Below are 17,571 nucleotides of genomic sequence, written 5' to 3' on the forward strand. Positions count from 1 at the left end.
GAGGCCCGGTATCTGAAGGAGCCGACGGCCATGAACACCGGACTGAGGATCGCCACCTTCGCCGCCGCCCTGGCAGCGACCTTCGGCGCGGCCTACGGCGTCGGACAGGGCATCGACCCCGTCGTCGCCGACAGCCCCCCGAAGCACGAGGACGAGCACCCCCGGCCCGCACCGGAGCCGAAGGGGGGCGGCGGCCACGCCGGACACGACACACCCCCGGCCGGCGGGCTGCAGATCTCCGAGGGCGGCTACACGCTCGACCTCGGCACCCCGCGCGTCACCGCGGGCGAGCGGGCCGACCTGCGCTTCACCGTCCGGGACGCCGGCGGCCGCGCGGTCACCGCCTACCAGCGCGAACACGACAAGGAACTCCACCTCATCGTGGCCTCACGCGACCTGGTCACCTACCGCCATCTGCACCCCACCCGCGCCGCCGACGGCACCTGGAGCACCCCCGTGGACCTGCCCCGCGCGGGCGGCTACCGCGTCTTCGCCGACTTCACCCCGGCCGGGAAGGACGCCGAGAACCTCACCCTCGGCGCGGACCTCGCCGCCTCCGGCCCGTACGAGGCCCGGCAGCTGCCGCCCGCGAGCACCGCGACCCAGGTCGACGGCTACGAGGTCCGGCTGGCCGGGGCCCTGCGCCCGGGCAAGGCGAGCGAACTGAAACTGAAGGTCTCCCGCGACGGCAAGCCCGTCACCGACCTCCAGCCCTACCTCGGCGCCTACGGCCACCTGGTCGCCCTGCGCTCCGGCGACCTCGCCTACCTGCACGTCCACCCGAACGGCGAACCCGGTGACGGCACGACCAGGCCCGGCCCGGACATCTCCTTCGCGGCCACGGCACCCAGCTCCGGCTCCTACCGCCTGTTCCTGGACTTCAAGCACGACGGAAAGGTCCACACGGCGGCGTTCACCGTCCGCGCCGGGGGAGCGGCGGCCGGGGCCGGTACCCCCGAGGGGCATGTGGAGGACGGCCACGGGCACTGAGCGTCAGCCGAGCGCCCGGTCCAGGTTGAAGGCCGCGCTGATCAGCGCGAAGTGGGTGAACGCCTGCGGGAAGTTCCCCTGCTGCTCACCGGTGTGGCTGATCTCCTCGGCGTACAGGCCGAGATGGTTGGCGTACGTCAGCATCTTCTCGAAGGCGAGGCGCGCCTCGTCGATCCGGCCGGCGTGCACCATCGCCTCGACGTACCAGAACGAGCAGATGGAGAACGTGCCCTCGTCACCGCGCAGCCCGTCGGGGCTCGCCCGGGGGTCGTAGCGGTAGACGAGCGAGTCGGACACCAGCTCCTCGGTGAGCGCGTCCAGCGTCGACAGCCACTTCGGATCGGTGGGGGCGATGAACTTCGTCAACGGCATCATCAGCACGGCCGCGTCCAGCACGTCACCGTCCTCGTGCTGGACGAAGGCCCGGCGCTCCTCGGACCAGCCCCGGCTCATGATCCGCCGGTAGATCGTGTCGCGGCACTCCCGCCAGCGCGGCAGGTCGGCGGGCAGGCCGCGCCGGTTGGCCATCCGGATGGCCCGCTCGATCGCCACCCAGCACATCAGCCGCGAGTACAGGAAGTTCCTGCGCCCGCCCCGCGTCTCCCAGATGCCCTCGTCAGGCTGGTCCCAGTGCGTGCACACCCAGTCGACCAGCGCGCACACGTCGTCCCACTGGCCGCTGGAGATGGGCTGGGCCCACTTGTCGTAGAGGTAGATGGAGTCGATCAGCGCGCCGTAGATGTCGAGCTGGAGCTGATCCGCCGCCGCGTTGCCGACCCGGACCGGCGCGGAACCGTGGTGGCCCTCCAGGTGGTCGAGGGTGCGCTCGGGCAGCTCGGTGCGTCCGTCGATGCCGTACATGATCTGCAGAGGGCCGGAGGTCTTGCCGTCGCCCGGGCTGATGTGCCGGGTCACGAACTGCATGAACGCCTCGGCCTCGCCGGTGAAGCCCAGCCGCAGCAGGGCGTAGACGCAGAAGGCCGCGTCGCGCACCCACACGTACCGGTAGTCCCAGTTGCGCTCGCCGCCGAGCTCCTCGGGCAGGCTCGTCGTCGGCGCGGCCACGATCGCCCCGGTCGGCGCGTACGTGAGCAGCTTCAGCGTCAGGGCCGAGCGGTGCACCATCTCCCGCCAGCGGCCCTTGTACCGGGACGCCGACAGCCAGCGCCGCCAGTACGCCACCGTCGCCGCGAACTGCTCCTCCGCGTCCGCGTGCGCACACCCGCGGGGCGTCACATCGCCGCCGACCTTGTCCAGGGCGAACACCGCGGTCTCGCCCTCGGAGAGCTTGAAGTCGCCGCGCACGTCCGGCCCGTCGGTCTCCAGCGGCACGGTCGCCGTCAGTGCGAGCGCCAGCTTTTCGGTCTCGAACAGCGCGGTGTCGCCGGTCAGCCGGACCGTGTGCGGCAGGGAGCCGTAGTCGAACCGGGGTGCCACCCGCGTACGGAACGGGATCGAGCCGCGCACGCACACCACCCGCCGGATCAGCCGGTGCCGCTCGGCCTCGGCCGGCCCGCCGCCGACCGGCATGAAGTCCTGCACCTCACCGACCCCGTCCTCGGTGAAGAACCGGGTGATCAGGACGTTGGTGTCGGGGAAGTAGAACTGCTTGGTCCGCGCCGGCACCGTCGCCGCCAGTTCGAAACAGCCGCCGCGCTCCGCGTCCAGGATCGAGGCGAACACGCTCGGCGCGTCGAAGGCCGCGCAGCAGTACCAGTCGATCGTCCCGTCGGTCCCCACCAGGGCCACACTGCGCAGATCGCCGATCAGCCCGTGTTCGGCGATCGGTACGTACCGCCGGCCGCCCGGCACGCCCCGGTCCGGTGCCGTTTCGCCCATGACAGCCTCCCTGCCCGGTACGCGCCTCAGCCCCAGCCTAGGCCGTGTCCGCAGAGTCCCGCCTGCCCCGCGACGCCCGGCACGCTCCCCCAAGCTCTGCGAGCAGGGGGCACCCCCACTCGCCGCACCGGGCGATCCAGTACGAGGGACTCCGCCCGGCACGCCGAGAGCACGAGAGCACACGCCAGACGGCTTTGAGGACACGGCCCGGCGCCTGTCGTCCGGACAGGCCGCGGAGCGGCGTCGAACGGCACCGTCGCTTCCCCGTGGCCTGATCCAGACGCCTTGCCCTGGAGCCGCCGGCGAGCGGCCGCTTCAGACCGTGACGACCCGCAGCCCGGCCTCCTCGAAGCGCCGCACGGTGCCCGCGTCGGCCGCCGTGTCCGTGACCAGCGTGTCCACCGCCTCGGCCGCGCAGATCCGGGCGAACGCCCGCTGCCCGAGCTTGCTGGAGTCGGCGGCCACCACCACCCGCTCCGCCCGCTCGCACAGCAGCCGGTTGATCGCCGCCTCCGCCTCGTCGTGCGCCGCCGCGCCGTGCGTCACGTCGAAGGCCACGACACCCAGCACCGCCACGTCGACGGTGATCTGCCCGAGCACCCCGTCCGCGAGCGGCCCGACCAGCTCGTAGGACTGGGGCCGCGCCACCCCACCGGTCAGCACGATCTTGAACTGGGGCCGCACGGCCAGCTCGTTGGCGATGTTCAGCGCGTTCGTCACGACCGTCAGCGCGGGCGACCCGGACGCCAGATCCCCGCGCGCGGCCAGGGCCCGCGCCACTTCGGTCGTGGTGGTCCCGCCGGTCAGCCCGACCGCCTCACCCGGCACCACCAGCCCCGCCACCGCCTTGGCGATGCGCTGCTTCTCGGAGGCGTGGCGGGCCGTCTTGTAACGCAGCGGCAGCTCGTACGACACGCCGTGCACCACCGCACCGCCCCGGGTGCGCACCAGCATCTGCTGCTCGGCGAGCCCATCGAAGTCACGGCGGATCGTCGCCGCCGACACCCCGAGCTCCACCGCCGCGTCCTCGACGTCCAGCCGGCCGCGCTCCACGAGCAGTTCCAGCAGCGCCTTCCAGCGGGCGTCGCGCGACATCCGCACCTCCACGTCTCGATCTCCGGCGACCCTAGCGCACCCGATCCGGCCGAATGCTTGATGCTGCTCGAAAGCTGGCGATATCTTGCAGGAACAATCAGAGCGGAGGGTGCGGTATGACGCATGTCGAGGACGAGCTGACCAGCCAGCCCGAGTGCTGGGCACGCGCCGCATCGGAGGCGCCCCGGTTCGTGAAGGTGCTGCCGGCGCCGGGGGAGCGGGTCGCGATCGTCGGCTGCGGCACCTCCTACTTCATGGCCCAGGCCGCCGCGGCCCTGCGCGAGGGCGCGGGCCAGGGCGAGACCGACGCCTTCGCCGCCTCGGAGTTCCCCCACGGCCGCGCATACGACCGGGTCGTCGCCCTCACCCGCTCCGGCACCACGACCGAAGTGCTGGACCTGCTGCACCGGTTGAAGGGCGCTACCCGCACCACCGCGATCACGGCCGATCCGGACACGCCCGTGTCGACGGCCGCCGACGACCTCGCCGTCCTGGACTTCGCGGACGAACGCTCCGTCGTCCAGACCCGGTTCGCGACGACGGCCCTCACCCTGCTCCGCGCCCACCTCGGCCTCCACCCCGACACCGCCGTCGCCGACGCGCGCACCGCCCTGACGCAGCCGCTGGCCGAAGGACTGGTGGAATGCGGCCAGTTCACCTTCCTGGGGCGCGGCTGGACCGTCGGCCTGGCCAACGAGGCCGGGCTGAAGATGCGCGAGGCCGCGCTGGCCTGGGCGGAGGCCTACCCGGCGATGGAGTACCGGCACGGCCCGATCAGCGTCAGTACCCGGGGCACGGCGACCTGGATGCTGGGCGACGCGCCGGACGGGCTCGCCGAACAGGTGGGCGGCACGGGCGCGTTGTGGATCGCCGGGGCCCTGGACCCGCTCGCCGAACTCGTCCGCGTCCAGCGGCTCGCCGTCGCCGTCGCCGCGTCCCGCGGGCTGGATCCCGACCGCCCGCGCCACCTGACGCGCTCGGTGATCCTCCCCGCAGACCACCACTGACGCTCTGGAGACACCGTGCCCCTCACCACCACCGGCGAACTCGTCACCTCCGCCGCGGCCGCCCGCTCGGCCGTCGCCTCCTTCAACGTCATCACCCTGGAGCACGTCGAGGCCGTCGTCACGGGCGCCGAGTCGGTGTGCGCCCCCGTGGTCCTCCAGGTCAGCGAGAACGCCGTCAGGTTCCGCGGTGGCCGGCTGCTCCCGCTCGCCCGCGCGGTCGTCGCCGTGGCCGAACGGGCCGCCGTACCGGTCGCGTTGCACCTCGACCATGTGCAGAGCGACGCCCTGCTGCACCAGGCCGCGGACGCCGGCTTCAGCTCCGTGATGTACGACGCGGCCCGGCTGCCCTACGCGGAGAACCTCGCCGCGACCCGGGCGGCGGTCGACTGGGCACACGCCCAAGGGCTGTGGATCGAAGCCGAGTTGGGCCAGATCGGCGGGAAGAACGGCAGACCGCCGCTGGACGCGCACGCCCCCGGCGCCCGCACCGACCCCGACGAGGCACGGACCTTCGTCGCCGACTCGGGCGTGGACGCCCTGGCCGTCGCCATCGGCAGCTCCCACGCCATGACCACCCGCACGGCGGCCCTCGACCACGCCCTGCTCGCACGCCTGTCGGCCGCACTGGACGTCCCGCTCGTCCTGCACGGCTCCTCCGGCGTCCCGGACGACGAACTCACGGCGGCCGTCGCGGGCGGCATCACCAAGGTCAACATCGGTACGGCCCTGAACATCGCGCTGACCGGGGCGATCCGGGACTTCCTCACCGACCGGCCCGAGGCGGTCGACCCGCGTGGTTACCTGACCCTCGCCCGGGAGGCGATGACACGAGTGGTGACGAGGACCCTCCGGACGCTCGGCGCCGCTACCGCTTGACGGCCTTCAGTACCACGAACTTCGGGTCGCTCGCGACGAGTCGGCTGTTGCCGAACAGCTTGCGCAGCTTGACGTGGTAGCCCAGGTGCCGGTTTCCGACCACCCACAGCTCCCCGCCCGGCCGCAGCGTGCGCCGCGCCCCGGTGAACATCCGCCAGGCCGTGGCGTCCGTCGTCGCCTGGTGGGAGTGGAACGGCGGGTTGTTCAGGACCAGATCGACACTGCCGGACGGCACGCCCGCCAGCCCGTCCCCGACCCGGAACTCGGCGTGCCCCGGCACCCCGTTCGCCTTGTACGTGGCCTCCGCCGAGGCCACGGCCTGGAACGACTCGTCCACGAACAGCACCTCGGCGTCCGGGTCGGCCAGCGCCACCGACGTGCCCACCACGCCGTTGCCGCACCCCAGATCCACCACCCGGCCGCCCCGTCCGTCCGGCAGATGCCGGAGCAGGAACCGCGTCCCGATGTCGAGCCGGTCGGCGCAGAAGACCCCGGCGTGGTTCACGACGGTGCCGTGCGCAGCGGGGCCGATGCCGTCCGGCAGCGTGTAGACGTACGGCCACGGGTTGGCGGGCCGCTCCAGCGCGGGATCCGGCGTGCAGAAGATCAGCCGGGCCTTCTTCTCGGCGAGCGAGGTCCGGGTCGGGCCGAGGATCCGCTCGAACAACTGGAGCGTCGAGGTGTGGATCTCCTTCACCATGCCCGTGCCGACGACGACCGTCCCCGCGTGCACGCCCGGGGCGAGCCGCAGCAACTGGTCCTCCAGCAGCGCCAGGCTCTTCGGCACCCGCACCAGCAGCACGTCGATCCGCCCCGGCGGCGGATCCTGCGTGGTGAGCAGCCGTACCGTCCCCGGCTCGACACCGGCGCGGGCGAGGTTGGCCCGCGTCGCCTCCTGCGCGAGGTAGGAGTCGGTGATCTGCACCGGTCGGTGCGCCGCGAGCGCCGTGACCAGCGCGCCCCAGCGGTCCCCGACGACCACGACCGTGCCGTCCAGCGGCACCCGCTCCCCGGCCAGATGCCTCAGCAGGTACTCGTCGGAGGCGTCCCAGGCGCGCAGCCTGTCGCGCGGGTCCTCGGGGAATCGGGTCAGCGCCGGCTCGCCCCACGGCGTCGTCATACGGTCGTTCATCGTGCGACCAGGCTAGCCGAGCCGCAGCTCAGGGCGTGTCGGGCACCATGGGGGCATGGACGCCGAGCTGTTCCCCAGGGCCCGTACCCAGGTCGCGCCCGGCGCCGTGCACCTGCCCGACTGGCTCGACACGGAAGGCCAGCGCGCGCTGCTCGACGCCTGCCGTGACTGGGCCCGGCCGCCCGCCGGACTGCGCACGGTCCGCACACCCGGCGGCGGCACCATGACCGCCCGCCAGGTGTGCCTGGGCTGGCACTGGTACCCGTACGCCTACGCCCGCACGGTCGCCGACGGGGACGGCTCCCCGGTGAAGCCGTTCCCGCCGTGGCTCGGCGACCTGGGCCGCCGGGCCGTCCGCGACACCCTCGGAGGACCGGCACCGGACTACGACATCGCGCTGATCAACTTCTACGACGCCGACGCCCGCATGGGCATGCACCGTGACAGCGACGAGAAGTCGGACGCGCCGGTGGTGTCGCTGAGCCTCGGAGACACCTGCGTCTTCCGCTTCGGCAACACCGGGACGCGCACCCGGCCCTACACCGACGTCGAGCTGCGCAGCGGCGACCTGTTCGTCTTCGGCGGCCCCTCCCGCCTCGCCTACCACGGGGTGCCGCGCATCCACCCGGTCACGGCACCGCCCGGGCTCGGGCTGACGGGCCGGCTCAACATCACGCTCCGGGTCAGCGGCCTCCAGCGCCCGGCGGAGAGCAGCCCCGGCTGCTCGGCGGGGCCCGGCGGGCACGCTCGGCCACCATCCCGGCGGATCATGGGAGACTCGCCCTCATGAGCGGGAAGGCGGACCCCCGGCAGGCGGGGGATGGGACCACCTCGAGGACGCGGCTGGACCGGGGGCGCGGAGCGCTCGGACCCGCGCTGGAGCTCGTGCACACCGGACGCGCGCCGACCCGGGCGGTGCTCACCGCCGAGCTCGGCGTGACGCGGGCGACGGCCGGCGCGGTCGCCGCCGAGCTGGAAGCACTCGGGCTGATCCGGGTCGACGCCCGGCCCGGCGCGGCAGCCGGCTCGCAGGGCAGACCCTCCCACAGACTGGCCGTCGCCGAGGAGGGCCCCGTCGCGCTCGCCGCGCAGGTGCACGCCGACGGGTTCCGGGCGGCGCTGGTCGGGCTGGGCGGCCGGATCGTCGCCACCGCGCCCGGCTGCGAGGTCGTCGACGCGGACCCGGCCAAGGTACTCGCCTCCGTCGTCACGGCGGGCGCCGAGCTGCTGCGCGAGACCGGCCTGCGGTGTGTGGGCGCGGGCCTCGCCGTGCCCTCCGCCGTCGCCGAACCCGAGGGACAGGCGCTGAACCCCCTCCACCTGGCCTGGCCCGCGGGCGCGCCCGTCCGGGACATCTTCGCCGAGCAGGTGCGCGCGGCCGGCCTGGACGGACCCGCGTTCGCCGCGAACGACGTCAACCTCGCCGCGCTCGCCGAACACCGGCACGGCGCCGGCCGAGGCTCCCGCGACCTGCTGTGCGTGGCCACCGGCCACCGCGGCGTCGGCGGCGCGCTCGTCCTCGACGGCCGCCTCCACCGGGGCAGTTCGGGCCTCGCGCTGGAGGTCGGGCACCTCACCGTGCACCCCGAGGGCCGCCCCTGCTACTGCGGCAGCCGCGGCTGCCTGGACGTGGAGACCGACCCGCTGGCCTTCCTCACGGAGGCCGGACGCGAGCCGGGCCCCGAGGTGTCCCTGCTCCAGCAGTCCATCGACCTGATCCGCCACCACTACGACGACCCGGGCGTCCGCACCGCCGCCGAGGCCCTCATCGACCGCCTCGGCCTCGGTCTCGCCGGTCTGGTCAACATCCTCAACCCGGACCGCATCATCCTGGGCGGCCTGCACCGCACCCTCCTCGACGCCGACCCCGGCCGCCTGCGCGCGGTCGTGGCCGACCGCAGCCTGTGGGGCCAGAGCGGCGGCGTCCCCATCCTGCCCTGCACCCTCGACCACAACAGCCTGGTCGGCGCGGCGGAACTGGCCTGGCAGCCGGTCCTGGACGATCCGTTGGGAGCGCTGACCCCGCAGGTGTGACCGGGGGCCGGGCGCGATCCCGCGAGCCTGACCCCACGGGTATCAGGCTTGTCCGCGCCGCTTCCGGGAAGGCTCGCCGCTGAGCGGGCAGGCTGGTTCGCAGGCAGTCCGCCCGCACCGCACCACCGAGGAAGTTGACGCAATGACCGACAAGCTCACCGTGAGCGTCCTGGGCACCGGCATCATGGGTGCCGCGATGGCCCGCAACCTCGCCCGGGCCGGACACACGGTCCACGCCTGGAACCGCACCCGGGCCAAGGCCGAGCCGCTGGCCGCCGAGGGCGTGCGGATCGCCGACACCCCCGCGCAGGCGGTCCAGGACGCCGATGTCGTTCTGACCATGCTCTACGACGGTCCCGCCACGCTGGACACGATGCGCGAGGCCGTCCCCGCCCTGCGACCCGGCAAGGCCTGGGTGCAGTCCACCACCGCGGGCATCGAGGGCGTCGCCGAGCTGGCCGGCTTCGCCCGCGAGCACGGCCTGGTCTTCTACGACGCCCCCGTCCTGGGCACCCGCCAGCCCGCCGAGGCCGGGAAGCTGACGGTCCTCGCGGCCGGCCCCACCGAGGGCCGGGACAGGGTGACGCCGGTCTTCGACGCCGTCGGCGCCCGGACCGTGTGGAGCGGCGAGGACGGGGCGCTGGGCGGCGCCACCCGGCTGAAGCTCGTCGCCAACAGCTGGGTCCTCGCCGTCACGGCCGCCGCCGGCGAGGCCCTCGCCCTGTCCAAGGCCCTCGGCGTCGATCCGCACGGCTTCTTCGACCTCGTCGCCGGCGGCCCGCTCGACATGGGCTATCTGCGCGCCAAGTCCGATCTCGTTCTCGAAGGCAGGCTCACGCCGCCCCAGTTCGCGGTGAGCACCGCCGCCAAGGACGCCCGGCTGATCGTCCAGGCGGGCGCGGACAGCGGCGTCCGCCTGGACGTCGCCGAAGCGGCCGCCGCCCGCATGGAGCGTGCCGCCGCCCAGGGCCACGCCGACGAGGACATGGTCGCGGCCTACTTCGCCAGCTTCGACGAGAAGACCGACTCCTAGGAGGTTCCCCTCATGTCCAAGCCGCCGCTGCCGCCCGAGGCCGACGCCCTGCTGAGCCGGCCCAACCCGTGCGTCATGGCCACGCTGCGCTCCGACGGCGCACCCGTCTCCACCGCCACGTGGTACGTGTGGAAGGACGGCCGGGTGCTGATCAACCTCGACGAGGGCCGGGTCCGCCTGAAGCACCTGCGCCGCGACCCGCGCGTCACCCTCACCGTCCTCGACGGCGACGGGTGGTACACCCACGTCACCCTCATCGGCCGCGTCACGGAGATGTACGACGACGAGGACCTGGCCGACATCGACCTCCTCGCCCGGCACTACACCGGCAAGCCCTACCCGGACCGCGTCCGCCCCCGGGTCAGCGCCTGGATCGAGGTCGAGCGCTGGCACGGCTGGGGCTCGATGAAGGACAGCGACCCAGGCCGGCGGCTGAGGCCGGTGACCGGCCCGGTCAGCGCCACTGCGCCCCGAACGCCCGGCCCGGATTCTCCGTGAGGATGCGCCCCACCAGTTCCTCGCCCACGGCGTGCGCGAGCCGGGGCCGCAGCCGGCGCAGCAGGTACGGCATCCCGGGGCCGCCGCCCACCGAGCGGGCGGCGGCCGTGGTGGTGTCCGCCCCCAGCAGCAGCCGGTCACCGAACCCGGCGTCGGCGAGCGCCCGTACGGCGTCCGGCATCCGCCAGTCCGTGGCGTGGTGGGCGAGTGACGGCCCGTCGAAGGCCAGATAGCAGCCGGACTCGGCCGCCTGCCGGTGCACCACGGGGTCGGGGGAGCGGTTGAGGTGCCCGAGCACCACCCGGTGCGGCGGCACCCCCGACTCCCCGCACAGCAGGTCCAGTACGTCCAGCGCGCCGGTGCCCATCTCCAGGTGCACGGCGATCGTCGCGCCCGTGGCGTGATGCGCCTCGGCCGCCGCCGTCATGGTCCACCGGGCGTGCGCGTCCAGGGTGTGGAAGCCGCCCGCGACCTTGACGAGCCCCGCGCGCACCCCCGACGTCCCGATGCCCACGGTGAGTTCGGAGACGAAGACCTCGGCGAGCCGGCTCCGCAGCCCGGCAAGGGTGTCCTCGTCGTAGTGCACGGCCTGGTGCAGACCGGTCGCGGCCACCACGTGCACACCGGTCTCCCGGGACAGCGGCGGCAGATCGGCGGCCCGCCGCCCGAGCCCGTACGGCGTCCACTGCACGACGGCCCCACCGCCCTGCTCCCGGAACGCGACCAGCTCGGCCCGTGCCGCCGCCACGCTGCGCAGCTCCTGGCCGGGCAGCCGGGGGCTGCCGAAGAAGAGATGGTCGTGGGCGTCGCACACCCCCAGGTCCTCGGGGGACACGTCCCCCAGCACCGTGCGGACCGCGCTCACCACTGGCGTCCCCGGGGCAGCCGGTCCCGGCCCGGCGCGGACAGGTGCAGCACCTCGAACATCTCGCCGTCGGCCACGGGCGTGTCCTGCTCCCAGAGGGAGAAGTGCACGAGCTCCCAGCGGCTCGTGTCGACGGCCGTGGCGGCGAGCAGGGCCCCGTCCAGCGCCGCCAGCCGCCGGGCCTCGCCCGCCGCTTCCTCCACGGCGTCGGCCAACAGCCGCCCGCCCGGCACCGGTTGGCGCCGCCGCAGGGCGAACCTCGGGTGCGTACCCTCCCCTTCCTCGTACGCGAGCCCCGTCCACTGCCGCGCCGACGGCCGCCCGAAGTCGTCACTGAGCCCCTGGAATCCGCCGCCCCACAGGAAGGAGTTCATGCCGCCGACGGTGTTCCAGAGGTAGAAGGGCGCGTACTGGTTGACCGGCGAGCCGCGCAGGCCGCGCTCGCGTATCAGGTAGGCCTTGAGGCCGAGCCCGTCCCAGTCGTCGAGGAGGTGACCCCGGCGGGCGACGCGGTCGCGGATGATGCCCATGTCATAGCCGGCGGGCAGGGTCAGTTCGTACTGCATGGCGTGCATGGAAGTCTCCTCAGGAGGTCCGGGGTGCCAGCAGGGAGAGCAGTCCCCGAACCCCCGCGTCGAACGCGGCGGGGGAGCCGGAGGCGCGGGCGAGGACGTAACCGCCCTGGACGGTCGCGACGACCGCCGCCGCGATCTCCCCGCCGTCCAGGCCGGGCGCGAACTGGCCCTGCGCCTTGCCCTCTTCGACGATTCCGGCGATCCGCCCGCGCAGCCAGTCGAGCGTCTCGTCGACCGGTGCGCGCAGCTCCGCGCTCGCGATCACGTCCGGGTCCATCGTCAGTCGGCCGACCGGGCAGCCCCGCAGCACGTCCCGCTCGCGCCGCAGATACGCCTCGATGCGCTCATAGGGCGTGCCCGGGCCGTCGAGTACTCCCGCGGCCGTACCCCGCATCTCCTCGGCGGTCCGCCGGATCGCGGCCAGCGCGAGATCGGGCTTGCCCTTGAAGTGGTGGTACATGCTGCCCTGCCCGGCGTCCGCGCGCTCCAGGATCGCCTTGGGGCTGGTGCCCACGTAGCCGCGCTCCCACAGCAGCTCGCGGGTGGACTCGATCAGCCGTTCCGGGGTGCTCATGCGCTCACTGTACATACCAGTAGTTACAGAAGTCGAGGCCGCGCGGAGCAGACGAGACCCGCCCGCCCTGCTCCCCACGAGGTACGCGCAGTTCCGCTGGCCGTACGACGACGGGGGACCCCTCGCCGGACGACTCTCGAAAGCGACACAGGACATCACGCGATCGAGGAGTTGGACGACATGCAGACCCTGGCGAACTTCGGCGACGGCGGCGGGCCCGGCCCGTGGATCCTGCTCTTCCCGGTGATCTGGGCGCTGGTGATCGGCGGCGGCATCGTGCTGCTGCGCCGCACGGTGTGGCGCGGACGCCGCGGCGGCCCCTGGCGGCAGTCCGCCGGCGGCAACGACTCGCCCATCACCGTACTCGGCCACCGCTTCGCCTCCGGCGAGATCGACGAGGACGAGTACTGGCGCCGGCTGTCCGTGCTGAACGAGGAGTTCGGCCGCAAGGGAGGCGCGGCATGACCACGACGGCCTCGCCCTCATCGAGCAGGAGGCCGTCAGGCAGCAGCTGACCATCGGGGAGAAGGCACAACTCGCCTTCACCGACGGCACGAAGGAGACCTTCACCGCCGCGATGTCTACGGCCGGTCCGAACTCGCCGGCGACTACGTCATCACCCGCGCCGCCTGGGTCCCGCACCGCACCCAGGACTCCGACACCCTCGTCGCCGTCACCTTCGAGGACGGTGTCGGCACCGACGCGGGCCGGGGCGGTGGAGAAGACCGCCGAACCCTACGGCAACCCGGAGGTCCAGACCCGCGACGCGTACGCGCGTCGTGGGACTCGCGGCCGACGCCCTCGCGGGGCTGCGCCCGGCCCGGCGCGCGGCACGCCTGGACGTGCTGCGGGCCGTCGCCACGGAGTGCCGTACGCCCCGGGAGCACACCCGGCGGCGTACGCCCCCGAGGCCCCCGGAGGGAACGGTGGTCACCGCCCGGTCAACCGGCAACGGCGGACCGGGCGGGAGCATGGTCGGGCCGGAGCCCGTCGGTGGAAGCCCCGACCTCGGCGAACCTGCGCGCGGGCTTCTCCTGGACCGTGCGCCGCGACAGGAGCGACGGCGACGTCACCGCGGGGGCGGACGTCGGCAGGGTGAACCAGACGACCTTGCCGGACTCGCCGTCCGGCCGGACGCCCCAGCTCTCGCTCATGGCGGCCACCATCGCGAGCCCGCGCCCGCAGGTCGCCAGCGGCTCGGCGTCGTCGACCACGGGCATCCGAGGATCGCCGTCGCGCACCGAGACCGTGAGCCGGTCGAGCAGCAGCTCTATCTCCACGGTGCACGTCTTGTCTGGCTGGGCGTGCCGGTGGACGTTGGACAACAGCTCCGTCACGCCGAGCGAGGCCCGGTCGATCAGGGGATCCAGATGCCAGTAGCGCAATTGCGCAGATACGATTCTGCGGACCTGGCCGATCCGCGACGGCAGGGCTTGGAGCTCCACCGTGCAGTGCCTGCTTGGGTAGCTGATCACGGCTGCGACTCCCCGACGTGAGGTCCGGAAGAACACGGAGTTCGGATCCAGCAGGGCGCCTGCGTGACACTGCCGCCTGCTGTCGTGGCCGGCGGGCTGGTTCGCAGCGTTATCGCCGGTAAACCCAGAGTGACGTGAGACCAGAGTGGCGCAGGGGATGAGGTACCGCAACTCGCGGACATCTCAGCCGTCACGCCCCGCTGCCCTGCGCACGGCTTCGATGAAGCGCCGCGCGGCCGGCGGGCCCGGCTCTCCCGGAGCGGGGTCGTGGTCGCCCAGGGTGAGCATGTACCGCTTGCCGTTGAAATCCGCCGTGGCCCGGTCATCGGGGCCGAACCAGGGCTTGGAGGCGCGCACGGCCTGCACCGGCGCGCTGTCGATCTCACTGCCGTAGCTGGTCAGCAGCTCGAGCCGGCCGTCGCTGATCCGGACCTGCCCGGCCCGGGTGAGCGAACGCAGCCGCTTCCCGATCCGCACGCCCGTGGCCCTGAACTCCGGCTCTCCCATGCCACCCGCCCCCTAGTGCGCGTCGGTGTACCGGCCCGCTCTGCGCGCTGCCCGGTACGGGCTCGTGTCCTGACCCAGTGTGCCCCGTCCGGACGCATGGTCCCTCCGGGTGGTGCGACCTGCCCGGTCCGAACGCCGGCCGGCCGTGCGGTGTGCCCCGCACGCCCTCGCCCCCCAGGGGTGTGGGCCCGTGCCCGGAAGCCCGCTCCGGAAGGCGGTCGTACCCTGCGGTCACCCCGTCCGGGGCCTGTTCTCGCGGTGCAGTCTGCCCCCGCCCGGCGTCGAGCACCAGTGCCCGCGACCCCCTCGCCGGGGGGCGCCCGCAGCACACTCACCAATGCGCCCCCGGGACTGCGCGCCCCCTTGCCCCGGCTCTGCTCCTGGGGGCGCTTTGGGGGGCTCAAAGATGCGTTTATGCAGGTGAGAAGCGTGCGCCAGGTGCTTATGATCGGAGGTGTCGGCCGCGCGACGCGTCGTCGGCGCGCAGCGTTAGGAGCCCCCCGTGCGTACTCCCCAGCAGACCCGGACCGGTGTGACCCTCGACGTCGACCACAGCGACGCCGCCTACCGGGCATGGCTCAAAGAAGCCGTCCGCAGAGTCCAGGCCGATGCCAACCGCTCGGCCGACACCCACCTGCTGCAATTCCCCCTGCCGGAGCGGTGGGGCATCGACCTGTATCTGAAGGACGAGTCGACCCACCCCACCGGCAGCCTGAAGCACCGCCTCGCCCGCTCCCTCTTCCTGTACGGCCTGTGCAATGGCTGGATCCGGCCGGACCGGCCCGTCATCGAGGCCTCCAGCGGCTCGACGGCCGTCTCCGAGGCGTACTTCGCGAAGCTGATCGGCGTGCCCTTCATCGCCGTCATGCCGCGCACGACGAGCGCCGAGAAGATCCGCCTCATCGAGTTCCACTCCGGCCGATGTCACTTCGTGGACGACCCCCGCACGATGTACGAGGAGTCCGCCCGCCTCGCGGCCGAGACCGGCGGCCACTACATGGACCAGTTCACCTACGCCGAACGGGCCACGGACTGGCGTGGGAACAACAACATCGCCGAATCCATCTTCCGCCAGCTGCGCCTGGAGCGGTTCCCCGAGCCGGCGTGGATCGTCGCCACGGCGGGCACCGGCGGCACCTCCGCGACCCTCGCGCGCTACGTCCACTACATGCAGCACGACACCCGCGTCTGCGTGGCCGACCCCGAGAACTCGTGCTTCTTCGAGGGCTGGACCACCGGCGATCCGGACGTCACCTGCGACTGCGGCTCCCGTATCGAGGGCATCGGCCGGCCCCGCATGGAACCGAGCTTCGTGCCCGGCGCGATCGACCGGATGATGAAGGTCCCCGACGCGGCCAGTGTCGCCGCCGTACGGGCCCTGGAGCGCGCCATCGGCCGCAAGGCCGGCGGCTCGACCGGCACGGGGCTGTGGAGCGCGCTGAAGATCGTCGCCGAGATGGTGTCCGAGGGCCGGCAGGGCAGCGTCGTGACCCTGCTGTGCGACCCGGGGGACCGCTACCTCGACAAGTACTACTCGGACGCCTGGCTGGCCGCCCAGGGGCTGGACATCGAGCCCTACACGGCCGCGATCGACTCGCTCCTGCACACGGGCGTCTGGCCCGACTGAATCCGGCTCCTCAGGCCGTCAGCCGCCGCTCCAGCGCCCGCACGGCGTCCCGGAACGCGCGCGCCTGGCCCCCGCGCGCCACCTTCATGGCCAGCCGGTACGCAGCCGCCCCGTCGGTGGCGAAGGTCCACCGCACCCGCGTGCCGGCGCCGGCCGGAGCGAGCCGCCACTCCTCGGCTATCGCCCGCACCCCCGGCAGGTTGGTGACGTCGACGCGGTAGGCGTACACCTCGGGTCCCTCCGCCGCGATGATCGACTCGCGGAACCGGATGCCACCGGTGAGCGTGATGTCGCGCCCCGCACCGGCGCCGACCGGCCGGGCAGCCGTCACCTGCGGGAACCACTCGGCCCAGCCGGGCACGTCCTCGAGCGCGGCGTAGACCCGCTCCACCGGAGCGGAGACCTCCCGTACGAAGACGTGCCGAACGGGAGCCGTCCCGACGAAGTCGAGCCCCACCGGGCGCAGTCGATGAGCCATGGACGGAGCCCTCCTGGCGGGAGCGGGACGACCGGAAGCGTCACCCTAGCTGGCGCTCCGTCAGATGTCTGCGCCGTCCTCGGGCTCCCCGGCCACCACCAGCCGCCGCAGATGCTCCGCGACCACCCCGCGCGCCTCGTCCGGCAGGCCGGCGTCCGTCACGAGCGTGTCGATCCGCTCCAGCGACGCGAAGGAACTCAGGCCCACCTTGCCCCACTTGGTGTGGTCCGCGACCACGACCACGCGGCGGGCCGACTGCACGAGCCGCCGGTTCGTCTCGGCCTCCGCGAGGTTCGGCGTCGACAGGCCGGCCTCGACCGATATGCCGTGCACCCCGAGGAACAGCAGGTCGAAGTGGAGCGCCGCGATCGCCTGGTCGGCCACCGGCCCCACCAGCGAGTCGGAGGGCGTGCGCACCCCGCCCGTCAGCACGACCGTGGCCGCGCCCTGCCGCGGGCCCGAGGTGCGCTGCGCCGCGTGGAACACGTCGGCGACCCGCACCGAGTTGGTGACCACCGTGAGGTCCGGAACGTCCAGCAGCTGCTGCGCCAGCGCGAAGGTCGTCGTACCGCCCGACAGGGCGATCGCCGCACCCGGCGCGACCAGCTTGGCCGCGGCGCGCGCGATGTCCTCCTTGGCGGTCAGCTCCAGGCCGGACTTGGCCTCGAAGCCCGGTTCGTGCGTACTCGCCTCGACCACCGGGACCGCGCCGCCGTGCACCTTCTCCAGCACACCCTGGCGGGCGAGCGCGTCGAGGTCGCGGCGGACCGTCATGTCCGACACGCCGAGCTTGCGGGTCAGCTCGTTGACCCGGACACCACCCCGGCGGCGGACCTCGTCGAGGATCAGGGATCGCCGCTGCTCCGCGAGGAGGTTCTGATTCTCGCTCACGTACGCTCCGGTCCTTTCGCCTCAATGCCGTCCGACACGCCCCGCACACCCTCCCCGACTAGGACATATTCCCCG

General features: G+C 73.3%; 19 protein-coding genes and 1 pseudogene. 10 read left to right on the forward strand and 10 right to left on the reverse strand.

The features are described 5' to 3' along the window. The first annotated feature begins 30 nt into the window (after positions 1-30). Positions 31-990 (forward strand): hypothetical protein, encoded by a 960-nt coding sequence (locus AB0G20_RS09170; protein ID WP_361298192.1) that lies wholly within the window; start codon positions 31-33, stop codon positions 988-990. Positions 991-993: 3 nt separating this feature from the next. Here the strand turns inward: AB0G20_RS09170 and AB0G20_RS09175 are convergent, their stop codons facing one another. Together AB0G20_RS09175 and AB0G20_RS09180 are read right to left on the reverse strand one after the other, a co-directional pair. After that, complete coding sequence (locus AB0G20_RS09175; RefSeq protein ID WP_361298195.1) at positions 994-2,829, reverse strand: glycoside hydrolase family 15 protein; 1,836 nt, start codon at positions 2,827-2,829, stop codon at positions 994-996. 315 nt (positions 2,830-3,144) lie between these two features. Then, complete coding sequence (locus tag AB0G20_RS09180; RefSeq protein WP_361298198.1) at positions 3,145-3,924, reverse strand: DeoR/GlpR family DNA-binding transcription regulator; 780 nt, start codon at positions 3,922-3,924, stop codon at positions 3,145-3,147. Between the two features lie 116 nt (positions 3,925-4,040). Between AB0G20_RS09180 and AB0G20_RS09185 the strand changes: the two genes are divergently transcribed. Both AB0G20_RS09185 and AB0G20_RS09190 read left to right on the forward strand, forming a co-directional pair. After that, positions 4,041-4,931, forward strand: coding sequence for an SIS domain-containing protein (locus tag AB0G20_RS09185; protein ID WP_361298201.1), 891 nt, complete (start codon positions 4,041-4,043; stop codon positions 4,929-4,931). 15 nt (positions 4,932-4,946) lie between these two features. Beyond that, a complete protein-coding gene (locus AB0G20_RS09190) occupies positions 4,947-5,807 on the forward strand; it encodes a class II fructose-bisphosphate aldolase (protein WP_361298204.1) in 861 nt (286 codons plus the stop codon). Here AB0G20_RS09190 and AB0G20_RS09195 read toward each other — a convergent pair. Beyond that, positions 5,797-6,927 carry a methyltransferase gene (locus AB0G20_RS09195; RefSeq protein ID WP_361299359.1) on the reverse strand — a complete coding sequence of 377 codons (1,131 nt, stop codon included), beginning with the start codon at positions 6,925-6,927 and terminating at the stop codon, positions 5,797-5,799. The two genes, AB0G20_RS09190 and AB0G20_RS09195, sit on opposite strands and share 11 nt — an antisense overlap. Positions 6,928-6,994: 67 nt before the next feature. On the opposite strand from AB0G20_RS09195, the gene AB0G20_RS09200 reads away from it, so the two are divergent. The 4 genes from AB0G20_RS09200 to AB0G20_RS09215 all read left to right on the forward strand — a co-directional run bounded on the left by AB0G20_RS09200 (position 6,995) and on the right by AB0G20_RS09215 (position 10,504). After that, positions 6,995-7,729, forward strand: a complete 735-nt coding sequence (locus AB0G20_RS09200) for an alpha-ketoglutarate-dependent dioxygenase AlkB (RefSeq protein ID WP_361298207.1) — start codon at positions 6,995-6,997, stop codon at positions 7,727-7,729. Continuing rightward, positions 7,726-8,973, forward strand: coding sequence for an ROK family protein (locus tag AB0G20_RS09205; RefSeq protein ID WP_361298210.1), 1,248 nt, complete (start codon positions 7,726-7,728; stop codon positions 8,971-8,973). Before AB0G20_RS09200 ends, AB0G20_RS09205 begins: the two co-directional genes overlap by 4 nt. A 142-nt stretch (positions 8,974-9,115) precedes the next feature. Further along, complete coding sequence (locus tag AB0G20_RS09210) at positions 9,116-10,006, forward strand: NAD(P)-dependent oxidoreductase (protein ID WP_361298213.1); 891 nt, start codon at positions 9,116-9,118, stop codon at positions 10,004-10,006. Positions 10,007-10,018: 12 nt separating this feature from the next. Beyond that, positions 10,019-10,504 carry a PPOX class F420-dependent oxidoreductase gene (locus tag AB0G20_RS09215; RefSeq protein ID WP_361298216.1) on the forward strand — a complete coding sequence of 162 codons (486 nt, stop codon included), beginning with the start codon at positions 10,019-10,021 and terminating at the stop codon, positions 10,502-10,504. Here the strand turns inward: AB0G20_RS09215 and AB0G20_RS09220 are convergent. From AB0G20_RS09220 to AB0G20_RS09230, 3 genes are read right to left on the reverse strand one after another with little or no spacing between them, the layout of a single operon-like run. Then, a complete protein-coding gene (locus AB0G20_RS09220) occupies positions 10,461-11,369 on the reverse strand; it encodes a phosphotriesterase (protein ID WP_361298219.1) in 909 nt (302 codons plus the stop codon). The genes AB0G20_RS09215 and AB0G20_RS09220 overlap by 44 nt on opposite strands. Further along, positions 11,366-11,944, reverse strand: coding sequence for a DUF4865 family protein (locus AB0G20_RS09225; protein ID WP_361298222.1), 579 nt, complete (start codon positions 11,942-11,944; stop codon positions 11,366-11,368). Before AB0G20_RS09225 ends, AB0G20_RS09220 begins: the two co-directional genes overlap by 4 nt. A 10-nt stretch (positions 11,945-11,954) precedes the next feature. Beyond that, a complete protein-coding gene (locus tag AB0G20_RS09230; protein ID WP_361298225.1) occupies positions 11,955-12,533 on the reverse strand; it encodes a TetR/AcrR family transcriptional regulator in 579 nt (192 codons plus the stop codon). A 165-nt stretch (positions 12,534-12,698) separates the two neighbouring features. On the opposite strand from AB0G20_RS09230, the gene AB0G20_RS09235 reads away from it, so the two are divergent. Both AB0G20_RS09235 and AB0G20_RS09240 read left to right on the forward strand, forming a co-directional pair. Beyond that, positions 12,699-12,983, forward strand: coding sequence for an SHOCT domain-containing protein (locus tag AB0G20_RS09235; protein WP_361298228.1), 285 nt, complete (start codon positions 12,699-12,701; stop codon positions 12,981-12,983). Positions 12,984-12,987: 4 nt separating this feature from the next. Then, positions 12,988-13,384: pseudogene (locus tag AB0G20_RS09240) on the forward strand (ABC transporter substrate-binding protein); the annotation flags it as partial. A gap of 75 nt (positions 13,385-13,459) precedes the next feature. Here the strand turns inward: AB0G20_RS09240 and AB0G20_RS09245 are convergent. Beyond that, positions 13,460-13,993 carry an ATP-binding protein gene (locus AB0G20_RS09245; RefSeq protein WP_361298231.1) on the reverse strand — a complete coding sequence of 178 codons (534 nt, stop codon included), beginning with the start codon at positions 13,991-13,993 and terminating at the stop codon, positions 13,460-13,462. Between the two features lie 183 nt (positions 13,994-14,176). After that, positions 14,177-14,500, reverse strand: a complete 324-nt coding sequence (locus AB0G20_RS09250) for a hypothetical protein (RefSeq protein WP_361298234.1) — start codon at positions 14,498-14,500, stop codon at positions 14,177-14,179. Between the two features lie 502 nt (positions 14,501-15,002). Between AB0G20_RS09250 and AB0G20_RS09255 the strand changes: the two genes are divergently transcribed. Next, positions 15,003-16,127, forward strand: a complete 1,125-nt coding sequence (locus AB0G20_RS09255; protein ID WP_361298237.1) for a PLP-dependent cysteine synthase family protein — start codon at positions 15,003-15,005, stop codon at positions 16,125-16,127. 10 nt (positions 16,128-16,137) lie between these two features. Here the strand turns inward: AB0G20_RS09255 and AB0G20_RS09260 are convergent, their stop codons facing one another. Continuing rightward, positions 16,138-16,605: an SRPBCC family protein gene (locus tag AB0G20_RS09260; protein ID WP_361298239.1), complete on the reverse strand. Its 468-nt coding sequence runs from the start codon at positions 16,603-16,605 to the stop codon at positions 16,138-16,140. A gap of 60 nt (positions 16,606-16,665) precedes the next feature. After that, entirely contained in the window at positions 16,666-17,496 is an 831-nt protein-coding gene (locus tag AB0G20_RS09265) for a DeoR/GlpR family DNA-binding transcription regulator (RefSeq protein ID WP_361298242.1), read from the reverse strand. Positions 17,497-17,571: the final 75 nt, after the last annotated feature.

The sequence above is a fragment of the Streptomyces sp. NPDC024017 genome, from assembly GCF_040638895.1.
Taxonomy (GTDB): Bacteria; Actinomycetota; Actinomycetes; order Streptomycetales; family Streptomycetaceae; genus Streptomyces.